Origin of the sequence: Streptomyces niveiscabiei (assembly GCF_001419795.1) — a bacterium.
GTDB classification, from domain to species: domain Bacteria; phylum Actinomycetota; class Actinomycetes; order Streptomycetales; family Streptomycetaceae; genus Streptomyces; species Streptomyces niveiscabiei.
Genome location: NZ_LIRL01000110.1, coordinates 1 through 16,412 on the forward strand (window position 1 = coordinate 1; position 16,412 = coordinate 16,412).

The 16,412-nt window shown below is 72.2% G+C and carries 13 protein-coding genes and 1 riboswitch; of the genes, 8 read left to right on the forward strand and 5 right to left on the reverse strand.

What is annotated here, in order from left to right; genetic code table 11:
- The coding region (locus AOK24_RS06530) for a sucrase ferredoxin (RefSeq protein WP_240553697.1) at positions 1-945 on the reverse strand (945 nt) is incomplete at its 3' end.
- Positions 946-1,040: 95 nt separating this feature from the next.
- Complete coding sequence (locus tag AOK24_RS06535; RefSeq protein WP_055719103.1) at positions 1,041-2,330, reverse strand: citrate synthase; 1,290 nt, start codon at positions 2,328-2,330, stop codon at positions 1,041-1,043.
- Between the two features lie 109 nt (positions 2,331-2,439).
- On the opposite strand from AOK24_RS06535, the gene AOK24_RS06540 reads away from it, so the two are divergent.
- Together AOK24_RS06540 and AOK24_RS06545 are read left to right on the forward strand one after the other, a co-directional pair.
- Entirely contained in the window at positions 2,440-3,609 is a 1,170-nt protein-coding gene (locus AOK24_RS06540) for a citrate synthase/methylcitrate synthase (RefSeq protein ID WP_055719104.1), read from the forward strand.
- Between the two features lie 248 nt (positions 3,610-3,857).
- A complete protein-coding gene (locus tag AOK24_RS06545) occupies positions 3,858-4,094 on the forward strand; it encodes a hypothetical protein (protein WP_010353010.1) in 237 nt (78 codons plus the stop codon).
- A gap of 80 nt (positions 4,095-4,174) precedes the next feature.
- On the opposite strand, the gene AOK24_RS06550 is transcribed toward AOK24_RS06545, so the two are convergent.
- Positions 4,175-4,684: a DUF6082 family protein gene (locus AOK24_RS06550; RefSeq protein WP_055719105.1), complete on the reverse strand. Its 510-nt coding sequence runs from the start codon at positions 4,682-4,684 to the stop codon at positions 4,175-4,177.
- Positions 4,685-5,003: 319 nt separating this feature from the next.
- On the opposite strand from AOK24_RS06550, the gene AOK24_RS06555 reads away from it, so the two are divergent.
- On the forward strand, positions 5,004-6,128 hold the full coding sequence (locus tag AOK24_RS06555) for a CobW family GTP-binding protein (protein ID WP_055719106.1): 1,125 nt from the start codon (positions 5,004-5,006) through the stop codon (positions 6,126-6,128).
- Here the strand turns inward: AOK24_RS06555 and AOK24_RS06560 are convergent.
- Positions 6,125-8,581, reverse strand: a complete 2,457-nt coding sequence (locus AOK24_RS06560) for a DNA gyrase/topoisomerase IV subunit A (protein WP_055719107.1) — start codon at positions 8,579-8,581, stop codon at positions 6,125-6,127. The genes AOK24_RS06555 and AOK24_RS06560 overlap by 4 nt on opposite strands.
- A 295-nt stretch (positions 8,582-8,876) precedes the next feature.
- Between AOK24_RS06560 and AOK24_RS06565 the strand changes: the two genes are divergently transcribed.
- The 4 genes from AOK24_RS06565 to AOK24_RS06580 all read left to right on the forward strand — a co-directional run bounded on the left by AOK24_RS06565 (position 8,877) and on the right by AOK24_RS06580 (position 13,700).
- Positions 8,877-10,268, forward strand: coding sequence for a M16 family metallopeptidase (locus AOK24_RS06565; protein ID WP_055719108.1), 1,392 nt, complete (start codon positions 8,877-8,879; stop codon positions 10,266-10,268).
- Complete coding sequence (locus tag AOK24_RS06570; RefSeq protein WP_055719109.1) at positions 10,265-11,653, forward strand: M16 family metallopeptidase; 1,389 nt, start codon at positions 10,265-10,267, stop codon at positions 11,651-11,653. Before AOK24_RS06565 ends, AOK24_RS06570 begins: the two co-directional genes overlap by 4 nt.
- 267 nt (positions 11,654-11,920) lie before the next feature.
- Positions 11,921-12,067, forward strand: a riboswitch (cyclic di-AMP (ydaO/yuaA leader).
- Positions 12,068-12,081: 14 nt separating this feature from the next.
- A complete protein-coding gene (locus AOK24_RS06575; RefSeq protein WP_055719110.1) occupies positions 12,082-12,834 on the forward strand; it encodes a M23 family metallopeptidase in 753 nt (250 codons plus the stop codon).
- 182 nt (positions 12,835-13,016) lie between these two features.
- Entirely contained in the window at positions 13,017-13,700 is a 684-nt protein-coding gene (locus tag AOK24_RS06580) for a GntR family transcriptional regulator (protein ID WP_055719111.1), read from the forward strand.
- Positions 13,701-13,917: 217 nt separating this feature from the next.
- Here AOK24_RS06580 and AOK24_RS06585 read toward each other — a convergent pair whose 3' ends face one another.
- A complete protein-coding gene (locus AOK24_RS06585) occupies positions 13,918-14,199 on the reverse strand; it encodes an HPr family phosphocarrier protein (protein ID WP_055719112.1) in 282 nt (93 codons plus the stop codon).
- Positions 14,200-14,386: 187 nt separating this feature from the next.
- On the opposite strand from AOK24_RS06585, the gene AOK24_RS06590 reads away from it, so the two are divergent.
- The coding region (locus AOK24_RS06590; RefSeq protein WP_055719113.1) for a GNAT family N-acetyltransferase at positions 14,387-16,412 on the forward strand (2,026 nt) is incomplete at its 3' end.

Consider the following 16,412-nt stretch of genomic DNA (forward strand, 5'->3'; position numbering starts at 1 on the left):
GCAACCCGCTGCCGCCCCGGCCGGAGAGCTGCGGGGCGTCCGTCCTGGGCACTCCGGCGCGGATGGACGTCGTGGAGGTGCGGGAGCTGGCGACAGCCGGGGCGGCAGCGGGTTGCTCTGCGCGACGACGACCTGCCAGCGCCGGCCGTCGGTGTGGGCGACGGTGACCTCCCAGTGCGGCGCCTCGCCCGCCGTACGGACGACGCCCAGCGCCTCGGCGGCGTACTCGCCGACGGCCGTACGGACGGCGAGCTCGGCCGCCTGGCCGGGCCGCTCCCAGGCCGAGCAGCCGCGGCACCCGTCGACCACGATCCGGCCCTCCCGGGCGGCGTGGAGGACGTCCTTGACGGTGTGGGCCTCCGCGCGCCCGTACGCGTAGCCGTAGGGCAGGACGAGCACCGTGGGGGAGAAGCGATGTCCACCCAGATGGGTGACCTCCCAGACGCCCGGTACGTCGGAGGCGGTCAGTTCGGCGGCGAGAGGACGGCCGAGGAGGGCGCAGCAGCGGTCGCGCTTGCCGTTCGTACACACCAGAGCGAGCGGGTCGCCCGTGTGGGGGCGGCCGCCGAGGGCGGTGTCGAACGTGCGGTGGTCGCCCCGGCCGAGGGCGGTGAGGTCGAGGTCCAGGAGCTGTCGCGGGTCCTGGACCGTGGCGGTGCGCAGCCACACCCCGCCGGGCACGGTGTGGGCGGCGAAGACCCGGCGCGGGGGCGGGGTGCCGACGTCGGCGTGGCGCCCGGGGCGGCGGATGAGCGCGACGCGGACGCCGGTGCCCTTGGCGGCCCTCTCCAGGGCGCGCCCGAGTTGCCGGTCCAGGTGGCTCTCGGTGAGCGCCTTGGCGCCCCAAGGGCCCGGCTGTTCCAGCAGGAGCCAGGTCGTCGCCGTGGCCGCGGTCCCGGAGAAGGGCTCGTCGAGATCCCGCGCGACAGTCGTGCACGTACTCACAGAGGTGAGCCTAACCTGACTTGGCGCAGGGTGACTTGTCGACGGCGGTGTGTCCTGATCCGTGCGGGTTCCCGGGGGCGCCTGGATGCGCCTTTTTACGCAGAGTGATCGCCCGATGCGTGTCCGTGGTCCACGGGGAGCGGTTGGGGCGGCCTCGGGCCCACGTAGAGGCCGCTCGGGCGCATCCGGAGAGGGCGTTCGCCGTACTCCTCCAGCGCGTGCGCGATCCAGCCCGCCGTACGGGCCACGGCGAAGATCGCCTCGCCGGCCGTCGCGGGCATGCCGAAGGAGTGCGTCAGGACGGCCAGGGCGAGATCGACGTTGGCGTGCAGAGGGGCGTGGCGCGCGGTGGTGGCCACGATGTCCCGGGCCGCCGCGAGGGCGGGGTACGCGCCCGGGATGTCCGCCAGGAGCGCGAACAGCGCACCCGCGCGCGGGTCCTCGCCGAGATAGAGGCGGTGGCCCAGGCCCGGGATGCGCCGGCCCGCGCGCAGTTCCTCGGCGATCGCCGGTCCCGCGTCGCCCTGTTCGATGACCTCGTCCAGCAGGCGGTGGGCGAGACCGCTGGCCGCCCCGTGCAACGGGCCCTCGACGACGCCCAGGCCCGCCGAGACGGCCGCGTACGCGTGCGCGCGGGCCGACGCGGCGACCCGGACGGCGAGCGTCGAGGCGGCCAGGTCGTGGTCGGCGAGGAGGCCGAGTGCCGTGTCTAGGGCGTTCAGTGACGCCTCGTCGGGTGTCTGTACGGTCAACCGCGCCCACAGGCGCCGCGCAAGAGGGCCCTCGTCCCGGTGGCCCGGATGGCGTGGGGGCAGGGCTGCGACCAGGGTCGGGATCAGGGTCCGGCCGGTGCCGACGACCGCCTGCGCGGACAGATCGAAGCGCAGGGGGTCCACGACGGCCGCCGCGACGGCCGCGGCCCGCAACCGGTCGGCGGGGCCGGTGTGTTCGGGCAGCGCGCGAGCCGCCCGGCGGGCCGCCTTCAGGGACTCCTCCGGCGCGGTGAACGTCGCTCCCGCGCGCAGTTCCCCGGTCCACAGCCACTCCGCGACCTCCTCGTAGGAGTGCGCGCGCGCCAGTTCGACCGCGTCCACGCCCCGGAAGAAGTACCGGTCACCGTCGATGTACGTGAGGCGCGTACGGACGGCCGGGTCGCTCCCCGCCCCCGGGCTTCCGGCGCTCTCGCGTCTGTTGCGGCGCGCCAGAGCCTCCACCTCGACGGGGTCGAAGGTGCTGCTCCGGCTGCCGGGGACGCGTCGGCTGCTGAGCTGGCCGCGGCTGACGTACGCGTACACCGTCTCGGGCTTCACGCCCAGCAGTTCGGATGCCTCCTTCGTGCTCAGACGGCGTTCGGGGTGGCCGGGGGTGGGTTCCTGGTCGCGCATGGGGGTCACCGTATCCGGATGAAGGTTATGTTGATTAAATCAATATTGACAGTCATTTAGTCAATGATGGACAGTCCAATCAAGTTCATCAAGCTCAAGGAGGGAAATCATGTCGGTCAACAGGTCCACGGCGTCCTTCGTCGACGTCCCGCGCGGACTCGCCGGCGTCGTGGTCACCGACACCCGGGTCGGCGACGTGCGCGGCATCGAGGGCTTCTACCACTACCGCCAGTACTCCGCTGTCGACCTCGCGCAGACCCGCTCCTTCGAGGACGTCTGGCACCTCCTGGTCCACGGCGAACTCCCCGACCCCGCACGGGCGTCCGCCTTCGCCGCCGAGACGGCCGCGCTGCGGGCGCTGTCGGCCGAGGTGAGCGCGGTCCTGCCCGCCGTCGCCGCGTCGGGCGCGGGCGGTGCCGGGCCGCTCGCCGGGATGCGGACGGCGCTGTCGCTGCTGGGCGCGGTCAAGGGGTTCCGGCCGGTGTACGACATCGACGCCGGGCAGCGGCGCAGGGACACGCTCGTGGCAGCCGCCGCCGTGCCCACGCTGCTCACCGCGCTGTACCGGCTGGGGAAGGGGCTCGAACCGGTCGAGCCGCGGCAGGACCTGTCGTACGCGGCGAACTACCTGTACATGTTGACCGGCGTCGAGCCCGATCAATATAAAGCGCGGGCCGTCGAGCAATACTTGATCTCCACCATTGATCACGGCTTCAACGCGTCAACGTTCACGGCACGCGTCATCGCATCAACAGGTGCGGACGTCGCCGCCTGTCTCGTCGGAGCCGTCGGCGCGCTCTCCGGCCCCCTGCACGGCGGGGCGCCCAGCCGGGCCCTCGACACCCTGGACGCGATCGGCACCCCCGATCGCATTGATCCCTGGATCCGGGAACATGTACTGGCCGGCGACCGGATCATGGGATTCGGTCACGCCGTCTACCGCACCGAGGACCCCCGCTCCCGGATGCTCCGCGAGATCGCCCAGCGCTTCGGCGGCCCGCGCGTGGCCTTCGCGGTCGAGGTCGAACGCCAGGTCGAGGCGATCCTGGCCGAACTGAAGCCCGGCCGTGAACTCCACACCAACGTCGAGTTCTACGCGGGCGTCGTCATGGAACTCTGCGGCCTCCCCCGGGAGATGTTCACCCCGACCTTCGCCGCGGCCCGCGCCATCGGCTGGAGCGCCAACATCCTGGAACAGTCCCAGGACTCGAAGATCATCCGTCCGGCGGCACGGTATGTTGGCCCCGAGGCGCCGGTCGCGGTGCCTCTCGCGAGCTGATAGAGGATCAAGTCCCCTTCGTCGCAAGGAACTTCGAGTTTTCGGTGCCGGCCGGACGGATCCGGTGAATTTCCCGGGCCCTGCGGAGTAGCCTGCGCGGCGGGGGCGAGCGGAGTGGGTATCTTGTCCTGGCCCAACCGCTTCGGCGCTCACGCCTGCGCTCGGAGGGGCCATTCCAACCGCTACCGCGGCCGTTTCGGAGGGCACAGTCATCCCTCCAACAGGTCATGAGAAGGCGGTACGTTTTCGTGAAGATCGTGCGACGTGTCGGGGCGTCCCCCAGGGAGCGCGGCAGCACCACAGGGCAGACCTGCCCCGACATCTTCGAGCTCAGCAACGGCGACTTCGCCGTGATCGGGCGCGAAGCGACCGAGGAACTCGACCGTGAGCTGCCCTCGGACGCCGCACGAGCCGACTACGAGCGGATCGTCGTCATCACGCGCGAGACGCTCGTCCGCGCCAAGCACGACATCCCCGACGCCTGACGGGCGCCGCTTCGCCGAGTCCGAGTACCTTGGGGCCCGGAGCCGATGCGGCCGGGCCCTGCGGCGCCCCTCAGGCGGCCTCACGCAGCGTCCTCCGGAGGCGGCTCGCCGACGACCCACCACTCGTCCGTGTCGGCGTCGTCGAGATCGTGGATGAGGTCGTCCATCATCCGCCCGAGGATGTACTCCTCGGAGGAGTCCGGGAGGCTCTTGCGGTGGTGGCGGGTGGCTTCCCAGTACTCGCGGAAGACCTTGTTGCGGCACATCACCCGGAGGTGCCCGTACAGCTCCGCACGGGTGAGTGCGCCGATCCGGTAGAAGTACAGATTGTTGACGTACAGGGCGTTGGCGAAGAGGAACTGCCGCTGTTTGTCGAGCGGGACGTCGGATTCGTAGGTGTCCAGGACGGCCGCGAGGGCGGGGTCGTCCATGGCTTTGCAGAGCAGGTCGAAGGAGAGTCGGTGCTGTTCGGTGAGGGCGGCTCGCCTGCGATGGCCGGCACCCGGCACACCGAGGGAGTCGAGGGTGACCGAGAATTTCTGCTTCGCGGCCGAAACGATCCTGTGTATCCCTGCACTCTGTGTGGCCATGTCAACCCCCGGTCCAGGCGGCCGTGCGCCGGTCGTCGGGGTGCGGGTGTGGTGACGGGGACCGGCGAGCGGTGGGCGGCGCTTGCCGTCTCCCAGGGTGCCGAGCGGCTCTGATCGGCGGGGAGGCGGAGAGGAGGCGCACGGAAGGAAGCGAGGGTCGCACACCCCGGCGCCTTGCCTCACGTCTGCCCCGGACAGGGAGCTAACAATCGTTCACTTCGCGGTGATTCTTCCGGCTCGTATCCTGAGGCAGCAGTGATTCCCCGGCCGTGCCCCGGAGTGTGAACCGGCGCACGCACAGGCGCGAAAGAGGTCGTACGTGGCGCAGGGCGGCACCCCGCAGCAGATCCCGGTCGTCGTGCTCGCCGGATTCCTCGGCTCCGGCAAGACGACGCTGCTCAACCACCTGCTGCACCGCAGCAAGGGCAGCCGGATCGGCGCGATCGTCAACGACTTCGGGGCGATCGAGATCGACGCCATGGCCGTCGCGGGCGCCCTCGGCGACTCCACCGTCTCCCTCGGCAACGGCTGCCTGTGCTGCGCGGTCGACGCGAGCGAACTGGACTCCTACCTGGAGCGCCTGGCCGCGCCCGCCGTCGGTGTCGACGTCATCGTCATCGAGGCGAGCGGCCTCGCCGAACCGGGTGAACTCGTCCGGATGGTCCTCGCGAGCGAGCACCCCGCGATCGAGTACGGCGGACTCGTCGAGGTCGTCGACGCCGCCGAGTTCGACGACACGCGCGTGAAACACCCCGAGATCGACCGGCACATCGGCCTCGCCGACCTCGTCGTCGTCAACAAGCTGGACCGCGCGGACGACGGGGAACGTGTGCTCGGGCTCGTTCGTTCACTGGCCGGGAGCGCGGCCGTCGTACCCGCGCGCTACGGCCGCGTCGACCCGGAGTTCCTCTTCGACTGCCGGCCCAGCGAGGAGCGGATCGGCCAGCTCTCCTTCGACGACCTGCACCGGCACGAGGACGGCGAGGACCACGAGGGCGGCGGCGGCGCCGACCACGCGGAGCACCTGCACGCGGCGTACGACAGCCTCTCCTTCACCGCGGACGCGCCGCTGGACCCGCGGCGCCTGATGGCGTTCCTGGACGGCCGCTCCGAGGGCCTGTACCGGATCAAGGGGTACGTCGACTTCGGGCCGAGCGACCCCCTCAACCGGTATGCCGTGCACGCGGTCGGACGGTTCCTCAGGTTCGTCCCGGAGCCCTGGGGCGAGCGCGAGGAGCGCCGTACGCGGCTCGTCCTGATCGGTGCGGGCATCGACCGGGAGGGGCTCGGGAAAGAGCTGCACGCGTGCGTGCAGGACGCCCCACAGGCCGACGAGCGCGGCATGTGGGGCGTCCTGAGGTACGTACGGGACCCGGAGGCCGAGCAGGAGGCCCCCGAGGACGTCGTCGAGGACGCTCCTGAGGACCTGCCCGACGAGGGCTAGAACGGCCCCGCGACCACCGCCACCGTCTTCGGCAGCGACACGCCCGAACCGTCCCGGCGCGGATCGATCTCCGGCAGATCCGCGGGCATGCCGTTCTTCTGCGCGGCCCGCGCGGGGACGGCGCCCGCCCAGGCGACCGAGAGGCAGTCCTCGCCCTTCAGGAACCGCTGGCAGCGCACGCCGCCGGTCGCGCGCCCCTTGCGCGGGTACTGGTCGAACGGGGTCAGTTTGGCCGTCGTCTGGACGGAGTCGTCCAGCGTGCCGCGCGAGCCCGCGACGGTGAACACCATGGCGTCCACCGCGGGGTCGACCGCGGTGAACGAGATGACCTTCGCGCCGTCCGTCAGCTTGATGCCCGTCATGCCGCCGGCCGGCCGGCCCTGCGGGCGCACCTGGGACGCCTGGTAGCGCAGCAACTGGGCGTCGTCCGTGATGAAGACGAGGTCCTCCTCGCCCGTGCGCAGCTCGACCGCGCCGACGATCCGGTCGCCCTCCTTGAGGGTGATGACCTCCAGCTCCTCCTTGTTGGACGGGTAGTCCGGCACCACGCGCTTGACGACGCCCTGTTCGGTGCCGAGCGCGAGGCCCGGCGACGACTCGTCCAGCGTGATCAGGCACACGAGCGTCTCGCCGTCCGTCAGCGACACGAACTCCGACACCGGCGCGCCGCCGGACAGGCTGGGCGCGGCGGCCGTGTCCGGGAGCTGCGGCAGGTCGACGACGTTGATCCGCAGCAGCCGGCCCCCGGAGGTCACCGCGCCGATCTCGCCGCGGGCCGTCGCGGGCACCGCCGAGGCGATCACGTCGTGCTTCACGCGCGCGGCGCCCTCCTCGGCCACGAACGGCTCGCCGTTCGCCGTACGCGCGAGCAGCCCCGTCGACGACAGCAGCACCCGGCACGGGTCGTCGGCCACCTGGAGCGGCACGGCGGACGCGGTCGCGCCGGACGACTCCAGCAGGACCGTACGCCGCTCCGTGCCGAACTTCTTGGCGACCGCGGCCAGTTCGCCCGAGACCAGCTTGCGCAGCTCGGTGTCCGAGTCCAGGATCCGGGTCAGCTCGGCGATCTCCGCGTTGAGCCGGTCCTTCTCGGACTCCAGCTCGATCCGGTCGAACCGGGTGAGCCGGCGCAGCGGCGTGTCGAGGATGTACTGCGTCTGGATCTCCGACAGCGAGAAGCGCTCCATGAGGCGCTCCTTCGCCTGCGCGCTGTTGTCGCTGGAGCGGATCAGCCGGATGACCTCGTCGATGTCGACGAGCGCCGTCAGCAGGCCCTCCACCAGGTGCAGGCGGTCGCGGCGCTTGCCGCGCCGGAACTCGCTGCGGCGCCGTACGACGGTGAACCGGTGGTCCAGGTAGACCTCGAGGAGCTCCTTGAGGCCCAGCGTCAGCGGCTGGCCGTCGACCAGGGCGACATTGTTGATACCGAATGACTCTTCCATCGGAGTCAGCTTGTAGAGCTGCTCCAGGACGGCCTCCGGGACGAAGCCGTTCTTGATCTCGATGACCAGCCGCAGCCCGTGCGCGCGGTCGGTGAGGTCCTTGACGTCGGCGATGCCCTGGATCTTCTTCGAGCCGACCAGGTCCTTGATCTTGGCGATGACCTTCTCGGGGCCGACGGTGAAGGGCAGTTCGGTGATGACCAGGCCCTTGCGGCGCGCCGTGACGTTCTCCACGGCGACCGTCGCCCGGATCTTGAACGTGCCCCGGCCCGATTCGTACGCGTCCCGGATGCCGTCCAGGCCGACGATCCGCCCGCCCGTCGGCAGGTCGGGGCCCGGGACGTACTTCATCAGCGCGTCCAGGTCCGCGTTCGGGTAGCGGATCAGGTGGCGGGCGGCGGCCACGACCTCGCCCAGGTTGTGCGGCGGCATGTTCGTCGCCATGCCGACCGCGATCCCGGACGAGCCGTTGACCAGGAGGTTCGGGAAGGCGGCGGGCAGCGCCACCGGCTCCTGCTCCTGGCCGTCGTAGTTGGGCGCGAAGTCGACCGTGTCCTCGTCGATCGACTCGGTCATCAGGCTCGTCGCCTCGGCCTGCCGGCACTCCGTGTACCGCATCGCGGCCGGCGGGTCGTCGTTGCCCAGGGAGCCGAAGTTGCCGTGCCCGTCCACCAGGGGCACGCGCATGGAGAACGGCTGCGCCATGCGCACCAGCGCGTCGTAGATCGACGCGTCCCCGTGCGGGTGCAGCTTGCCCATCACCTCGCCGACCACGCGCGCGCACTTGACGTAGCCGCGGTCGGGGCGCAGGCCCATCTCGTTCATCTGGTAGACGATGCGGCGGTGGACCGGCTTCAGGCCGTCGCGGGCGTCGGGCAGGGCGCGGGAGTAGATGACCGAGTAGGCGTATTCGAGGAAGGAGCCCTGCATCTCGTCGACGACGTCGATGTCGAGGATCCGCTCCTCGAACGAGTCGTCGGGCGGAGGGGTCTTCGTGCTGCGGCGGGCCATCGCTGCCGGCTCCTCATTTCTGGTCGCTTGCCGTGGCGTTCAGGACGCCGACAAAACTGCGGTCTGACGGCCCATTGTGGACTGTGGCACTGACAACCCGGCCCAGGACCCGGTGTCGTGGGCCCGGCCGGGCGAGCGCGGGCCGTTCCCCCGCAGCCGCCCGCAGGCTAACCGATCCGCTCTCGGCGTACGTCCGCCGGGAACTTCGCCGACCGTCCGCACGCTTGCATACAGTGACAGGACCGGCAGGAAAGTCCGCGGTCCCACGACCGCGTCCGCCATCGAAGGGACGTACATGCCCATGGGTCACACGGCCACAGCCCAGGCAGGCTCCGGGGGCCTGACAGCGACCGAGCACCGCCTGGCCAACGGCCTGCGCGTGGTGCTCTCCGAGGACCATCTGACCCCCGTCGCGGCGGTGTGCCTCTGGTACGACGTCGGCTCGCGCCACGAGGTCAAGGGCCGCACCGGCCTCGCCCACCTCTTCGAGCACCTGATGTTCCAGGGCTCCGCCCAGGTGAAGGGCAACGGCCACTTCGAACTGGTGCAGGGCGCCGGCGGCTCCCTCAACGGCACCACCAGCTTCGAGCGCACCAACTACTTCGAGACCATGCCCGCGCACCAGCTGGAGCTCGCGCTCTGGCTGGAGGCCGACCGCATGGGCTCCCTGCTGGCCGCCCTGGACGACGAGTCGATGGAGAACCAGCGCGACGTCGTCAAGAACGAGCGCCGCCAGCGCTACGACAACGTCCCCTACGGGACGGCGTTCGAGAAGCTGACCGCCCTCGTCTACCCGGACGGCCACCCCTACCACCACACCCCCATCGGGTCGATGGCCGACCTGGACGCGGCGACCCTGGAGGACGCGCGCGCGTTCTTCCGGACGTACTACGCGCCGAACAACGCGGTCCTGTCGGTGGTCGGCGACATCGACCCGGAGCAGACGCTCGCCTGGATCGAGAAGTACTTCGGCTCCATCGCCTCCCACGACGGCAAGCCCGAGCCGCGCGACGGCTCCTTGCCGGACGTCATCGGCGAGCAGCTGCGCGAGGTCGTCGTCGAGGAGGTCCCTGCGCGCGCGCTGATGGCCGCCTACCGCCTCCCCGAGGACGGCACGCGCGCGGGGGACGCCGCCGACCTGGCGCTCACCGTCCTGGGCGGAGGCGAGTCCTCCCGCCTGTACAACCGGCTCGTACGGCGCGACCGCAGCGCCGTCGCGGCCGGCTTCGGCCTGCTGCGGCTGGCCGGGGCGCCCTCCCTGGGCTGGCTGGACGTCAAGACGTCCGGGGACGTCGAGGTGCCCGTCATCGAGGCCGCCATCGACGAGGAGCTCGCCCGGTTCGCCGAGGAGGGCCCGACGGCCGAGGAGATGGAGCGCGCGCAGGCGCAGCTGGAGCGCGAGTGGCTGGACCGGCTCGGCACGGTCGCCGGGCGCGCGGACGAACTGTGCCGGTTCGCCGTCCTGTTCGGCGACGCGCAGCTCGCCCTCACCGCCGTACAGCGCGTGCTGGAGATCACGCCGGAGGAGGTCCAGGAGGTCGCCAAGGCGCGGCTGCGGCCCGACAACCGCGCGGTGCTCGTCTACGAGCCCAAGCACCCGGACAGCGCCGAGGACGCGGACGTGCCCGAGGACCCCGAGCGTGAAGCGACCGTAGAGGCCGACGACAACGAGGAGACGGCCAAGTGACCGAGCTCGCCACGATGGACTTCCACCCGCAGCCCCAGGCGGGCGAGGCCAGGCCCTGGGCGTTCCCCGCGCCCGAGCGCGCGGCCCTCGGCAACGGCCTGACCGTCCTGCGCTGCCACCGCCCCGGCCAGCAGGTCGTCGCCGTCGAGGTCCTCCTCGACGCGCCCCTGGAGGCCGAGCCGACCGGCCTGGACGGCGTCGCCACGATCATGGCGCGCGCCTTCTCCGAGGGCACCGACCGGCACTCCGCCGAGGAGTTCGCCGCCGAACTGGAGCGCGCGGGCGCCACGCTCGACGCGCACGCCGACCACCCCGGCGTCCGGCTCAGCCTGGAGGTCCCCGCCTCCCGGCTCGCCAAGGGGCTCGGGCTGCTCGCCGACGCCCTGCGCGCGCCCGCGTTCGACGAGGGCGAGATCGACCGGCTGGTGCGCAACCGGCTCGACGAGATCCCGCACGAGCTGGCCAACCCGTCCCGGCGGGCCGCCAAGGAGCTGTCCAAGGAGCTGTTCCCGGCGACCGCGCGCATGTCGCGCCCGCGCCAGGGCACCGAGGACACCGTCGAGAAGATCGACGCCGCCGCCGTGCGCGCCTTCTACGACCGGCACGTGCGCCCCGCGACGGCCACCGCGGTCGTCGTCGGCGACCTGAACGGCATCGACCTCGACGCGCTGCTCGGCGAGACGCTGGGCGCCTGGACGGGGTCCACCGCGCAGCCCTGGCCCATCCCGCCGGTCACCGCCGACGACACCGGGCGCGTCGTCATCGTCGACCGGCCCGGCGCCGTGCAGACGCAGCTGCTGCTCGGGCGCGTGGGCCCCGACCGGCACGACCGCGTGTGGGCCGCGCAGGTGCTCGGCACCTACTGCCTGGGCGGCACCCTGACGTCCCGTCTGGACGCCGTCCTGCGCGAGGAGAAGGGCTACACCTACGGCGTGCGCGCCTTCGGGCAGGTCCTGCGCTCCGCACCCGACGGCTCGGGCGCCTCGATGCTCGCCATCAGCGGCTCCGTCGACACGCTCAACACCGGGCCCGCCCTCGCGGACCTGTGGACCGTCCTGCGCACCCTCGCCGCCGAAGGGCTCACGGACGCCGAGCGCGACTTCGCCGTGCAGAACCTCGTCGGCGTGGCGCCCCTCAAGTACGAGACCGCCGCGGCGGTCGCCGGGACCCTCGCCGACCAGGTCGAGCAGCACCTCCCCGACGACTTCCAGGCGACCCTCTACCGGCGGCTGGCGGCCACCGGCACCGTCGAGGCCACCGCCGCGGTCGTCAACGCCTTCCCCGTCGACCGCCTCGTCACCGTCCTCGTCGGCGACGCGAAGGAGATCCGCGAGCCGGTCGAGGCCCTCGGGATCGGCCCCGTACGGGTCGTGACGGCGGAGTAGCAGCACAGGCACGCGCGCGTGGGGTGGATGGCGAGCCGCACGCGCGCGTGCGCGTCACCGCGAACGACACCCCCGCGCGCGTTCGCTGTTCGCAGCGTCACACCCCGCCCGAAACACACCCCCCAGCCGTGACCGTTTTGGCCCGGAGGGTGCACCTCTGCCCTGTGGTGTGCGCTACAAAAACCGCTGTGCGTTTGGGAATCGACGGCACGCCCTCTAGCGTCGTCCGGGCTGTTCGTCGGGCAGTGCGCCGCACACCGCGGCACCGGACAGCGATCGCCGAGTCCCCGTACGGCGCGAGCCAGGGGAGCCGGGGACCCACAGTCCCTGGGGTGAATCGGGCGCCCGCGCCCGTAGGAGACCTTCCTGCTCCGAACCCGTCAGCTAACCCGGTAGGCGAGAGGGAAGGAAAGGACGAACTCGACCTCATGGCGTTCACCTGCGCCACCGGCAGGCGCCGCAAGGCGACCCGGATGCAGCGTACGACCGCCCGCGCGGCGGGCATAGCGGCGCTCACGACCTCGGCGCTGGCCGCCGGATCACCCCCCGAACCGACCGCGGCGAACGCGATGACCCTCGCGGACGACACGGTCACCATGCGCCTCGACGTCACCGAGCACGTCGACGACCGCGCGCACGCGCAGGAGCACGCCGTCCAGCAGGCGGCCGTCCGCGCGCGTACGGAGGCCCTGCGCGTCCAGGCCGCCGAGGAGGCGAAGGCCGCGCGCGCCGCGGAGGCCCGCGCCGCGCGGGAGGCCGAACGCGCCCGCCTGAACGCCTTCGTCGCGCCGATCACCGGCTCGTACGTGTCCACGGGCTACCGCAGCGGCGGCTCCCTGTGGTCCTCCGGCAGCCACACGGGCATCGACTTCCACGCCGCCACCGGCACCCCCGTGCACGCCGTCGGCCTCGGCACGGTCGTGGAGGCCGGCTGGGGCGGCGCCTACGGCAACCAGATCGTCGTCCGGATGAACGACGGCACGTACACCCAGTACGGCCACCTGTCGTCGATCTCCGTCGCGGTGGGCCAGACGGTCACCCCGGGGGAGCGGATCGGCTACTCGGGCGCGACGGGCAACGTGACCGGCCCGCACCTGCACTTCGAGGCGCGCACGACACCGGAGTACGGCTCCGACATCGACCCCGTCGCCTACCTGCGCGCGCACGGCGTCGACGTCTGACCCGCGCGAGATCGTCCAGCCCCGGCCCCCTCGGCCGGGGCTTTCGACGTTTCGGACTGCCCCTTGTCCAAAAAATATCCCTGGATTCCGGCCCGCCATCGGAAATTCCCGCTCATTGCAATAGAGTCACGGAACACACGTCAATCGTCGACGTTTCACGGGGATTAAGGCGGAGGTCCGTCATGCGTATTCCGGCGCACTCGGTGTGCACGGCCGTCCGGGACGACATCGTCGCGGGTGTCTACGAGCGCGGCAGCCGCCTCACCGAAGAACTCCTCGCGCGCCGGTACGGCGTCAGCCGTGTCCCCGTCCGTGAGGCGCTGCGCACGCTGGAGGCCGAGGGCTTCGTCGTGACCCGCCGCCACGCGGGCGCGTGCGTGGCCGAGCCGACCGAGCAGGAGGCCGCCGACCTGCTGGAGATGCGCCTGCTCCTGGAGCCGCTCGGCGCCGCCCGGGCCGCCCAGCGGCGCACCGACGCCCACCTGAAGGTGCTGCGCGGACTCGTCAGGCTGGGCCAGGAGCGCGCCAGGCGGGGCAGCAGCGACGATCTGCGCTCCCTGGGCGGCTGGTTCCACGAGACGCTCGCCCAGGCCTGCGGAAGCCAGGCCCTGACCTCGACGCTGACCCAGCTGCGCCACAAGATCGCCTGGATGTACGCGGTGGAGCCGTCGGCCAGCCCGGTCGACTCCTGGACCGAGCACGGCGCGATCGTCGACGCCGTCGCGCGCGGGGACGCCGAGCGCGCGCGGGCGCTGACCACCCTGCACACCGAGCGCTCCACCGCCGCCCACCGGCTGCGCTTCGCCGGCGCGGACCGTGTGAGGACTTCGCAACACGCCGTAAACATGACCGGCCTGCGGCATTAACACGGGCGCCGTATACAAAGAAGAGATATTCGGCGGAGGTGTATTTCCGCTGCCCTTTTCGCGGGCGCGTCGTGAATTCCTCGGCGCGCTTCTTCCGTATGCCTTCGAGTGTCTCGCGATCCTGTACGGGGAAAAGCATTCCGGGATGCCCGGACAACGACGGAGCCGCGCCGCCCGGGAAAGGGCGGCGCGGCTCCGTACGCGCGCGTGGGTGGCGTCAGACGGTCTCGGGGAGTTCGTCGAGACCCTCGGAGACCAGCTTCGCCAGCCGGTCGAGGGCCGCGTCCGCGCCCTCGGCGTCGGAGGCCAGGACGACCTCCTCGCCGCCCTGGGCCCCGAGGCCGAGGACGGCCAGCATGGAGGCCGCGTTGACGGGGTTGCCGTCCGCCTTGGCGATCGTGACCGGGACGCCGGTGGCCGTGGCGGCTCGGACGAAGAGGGAGGCGGGGCGGGCGTGAAGGCCCTCCGCCCAGCCGATGGTGACGCGGCGCTCAGCCATGTTGTTGCTGCCCTTCGGTGTTCAGGGTTGTCTAGACCAGTTTTCCACACGTGAAGCGTCCCAGGAGGAGGCACGGCGGCCCCTCCCCGGCGGCTGTCCGGACCGCGGCCTCGGTCCGGTTCGCGCCGTCTTCCGTCCCCCAGACTGCCTCGCGCCGTTGTCGGACGCGAGCCGTACGCTGGGCCCCATGCAGAGCGCGCAGGAGCGGCACGAGTACCCCGCCCACTGGGAAGCCGACGTGGTGCTGCGCGACGGCGGCACCGCGCGCGTGCGGCCCATCACCGCCGACGACGCCGAGCGCCTGGTCAGCTTCTACGAGCAGGTGTCGGACGAGTCGAAGTACTACCGCTTCTTCGCGCCCTACCCGCGCCTGTCCGCGAAGGACGTCCACCGCTTCACGCACCACGACTTCGTGGACCGGGTGGGACTCGCCGCCACCGTCGGAGGCGAGTTCATCGCCACCGTACGCTATGACCGCATCGGCCCCGACGGCCTGCCCGCCACCGCGCCCGCCGACGAGGCGGAGGTCGCCTTCCTCGTCCAGGACGCGCACCAGGGCCGCGGCGTCGCCTCCGCCCTCCTGGAGCACATCGGCGCCGTCGCGCGCGAGCGCGGGATCCGCCGCTTCGCCGCCGAGGTGCTCCCCGCCAACTCCAAGATGATCAAGGTCTTCACCGACGCCGGCTACACCCAGAAGCGCAGCTTCGAGGACGGCGTCGTCCGCCTGGAGTTCGGCCTCGAACCCACCGAACGCTCCCTCGCCGTCCAGCGCGCCCGCGAACAGCGCGCCGAGGCCCGCTCCGTACGGCGGCTGCTGGCGCCCGGCTCCGTCGCCGTCGTCGGCGCCGGGCGCGCGCCCGGGGGCGTCGGCCGCGCGGTCCTCGCCAACCTCCGCGCGGCGGGCTTCACGGGCACCCTGTACGCCGTCAACAAGGCCCTCCCGGACGGCGTCGAGGAGCTGGACGGCGTCCCGGCCCACCGCTCCGTGCGCGACATCGAGGGCCCCGTCGACCTCGCGGTCGTCGCCGTGCCCGCCGACGCCGTCCCCGAAGTCGTCGCCGAGTGCGGGGAACACGGCGTCCAGGGGCTGGTCGTCGTCTCCGCCGGGTACGCCGAGAGCGGCCCCGACGGGCGCGAGCGCCAACGCGAACTCGTACGCCTCGCGCGCGCGTACGGCATGCGCATCGTCGGCCCCAACGCGTTCGGCGTCATCAATACCGCGCCGGACGTACGGCTCAACGCCTCCCTCGCGCCCGAGACGCCCCGCCCCGGCCGCATCGGGCTGTTCGCGCAGTCCGGCGCGATCGGCGTCGCCCTGCTGTCCCGGCTGCACCGCCGGGGAGGAGGGGTCACCGGCGTGACGGGCGTCTCCACGTTCGTGTCCTCCGGCAACCGCGCGGACGTCTCCGGCAACGACGTCCTCCAGTACTGGTACGACGACCCGGACACCGACGTCGTGCTCATGTACCTGGAGTCCATAGGCAACCCCCGCAAGTTCACGCGCCTCGCGCGGCGCACGGCCGCCGCCAAGCCCCTCGTCGTCGTCCAGGGCGCCGGATCGGCCCCCCAGGGGCACGCGGTCCGCGCGACACGGCTGCCCCACACGACGGTCTCCGCGCTCCTGCGCCAGGCCGGCGTGATCCGCGTCGCCACCATCACCGAACTCGTCGACACGGGCCTCCTGCTCGCCCGCCAGCCCCTCCCCGCGGGCCCGCGCGTGGCGATCCTCGGCAACTCCGAGTCCCTCGGACTGCTCACCTACGACGCCTGCCTCTCCGAGGGACTGCGCCCCCTCCCGCCCCTCGACCTCACGACCGGCGCCTCCGCCGAGGACTTCCGCCACGCCCTCACGCGCGCGCTGGACGACGACACGTGCGACGCCGTCGTCGTCACCGCCATCCCCGCCATCGGCGAGACCTCCCCCGACGACGCCGACCTCGCGGAGGCCCTGCGCACGGCCGCCGCCGAGGTGCCGGCCAAGCCGGTCCTCGTCGTCCACGTCGAACTCGGGGGACTGGCCGAGGCGTTGTCGGCGGCGATGAGCACCGCGCCCCAGGCGGGTACGGCGGCCGGAGCGCCGGCAGCGGGCGGCACCCGGACCGGCACGGCCACAGCGGGAGCGGGAGGTGCCGCATCGCCGGGCAACGGCGGGAGCGCGCGGCCGGGAGAGACGCCCGCGCTGTCCTCCGCCCCCGGGTCCTCCCCGGCGTACG

What these genes read in the sequence shown, in the direction of transcription:
- AOK24_RS06535 (WP_055719103.1), bottom strand. Translation starts at nt 2,330, where the DNA reads ATGCGCGACCAGGAACCCACCCCCGGCCACCCCGAACGCCGTCTGAGC.
- AOK24_RS06540 (WP_055719104.1), top strand. Translation starts at nt 2,440, where the DNA reads ATGTCGGTCAACAGGTCCACGGCGTCCTTCGTCGACGTCCCGCGCGGA.
- AOK24_RS06550 (WP_055719105.1), bottom strand. Translation starts at nt 4,684, where the DNA reads ATGGCCACACAGAGTGCAGGGATACACAGGATCGTTTCGGCCGCGAAG.
- AOK24_RS06560 (WP_055719107.1), bottom strand. Translation starts at nt 8,581, where the DNA reads ATGGCCCGCCGCAGCACGAAGACCCCTCCGCCCGACGACTCGTTCGAG.
- AOK24_RS06565 (WP_055719108.1), top strand. Translation starts at nt 8,877, where the DNA reads ATGCCCATGGGTCACACGGCCACAGCCCAGGCAGGCTCCGGGGGCCTG.
- AOK24_RS06575 (WP_055719110.1), top strand. Translation starts at nt 12,082, where the DNA reads ATGGCGTTCACCTGCGCCACCGGCAGGCGCCGCAAGGCGACCCGGATG.
- AOK24_RS06580 (WP_055719111.1), top strand. Translation starts at nt 13,017, where the DNA reads ATGCGTATTCCGGCGCACTCGGTGTGCACGGCCGTCCGGGACGACATC.
- AOK24_RS06585 (WP_055719112.1), bottom strand. Translation starts at nt 14,199, where the DNA reads ATGGCTGAGCGCCGCGTCACCATCGGCTGGGCGGAGGGCCTTCACGCC.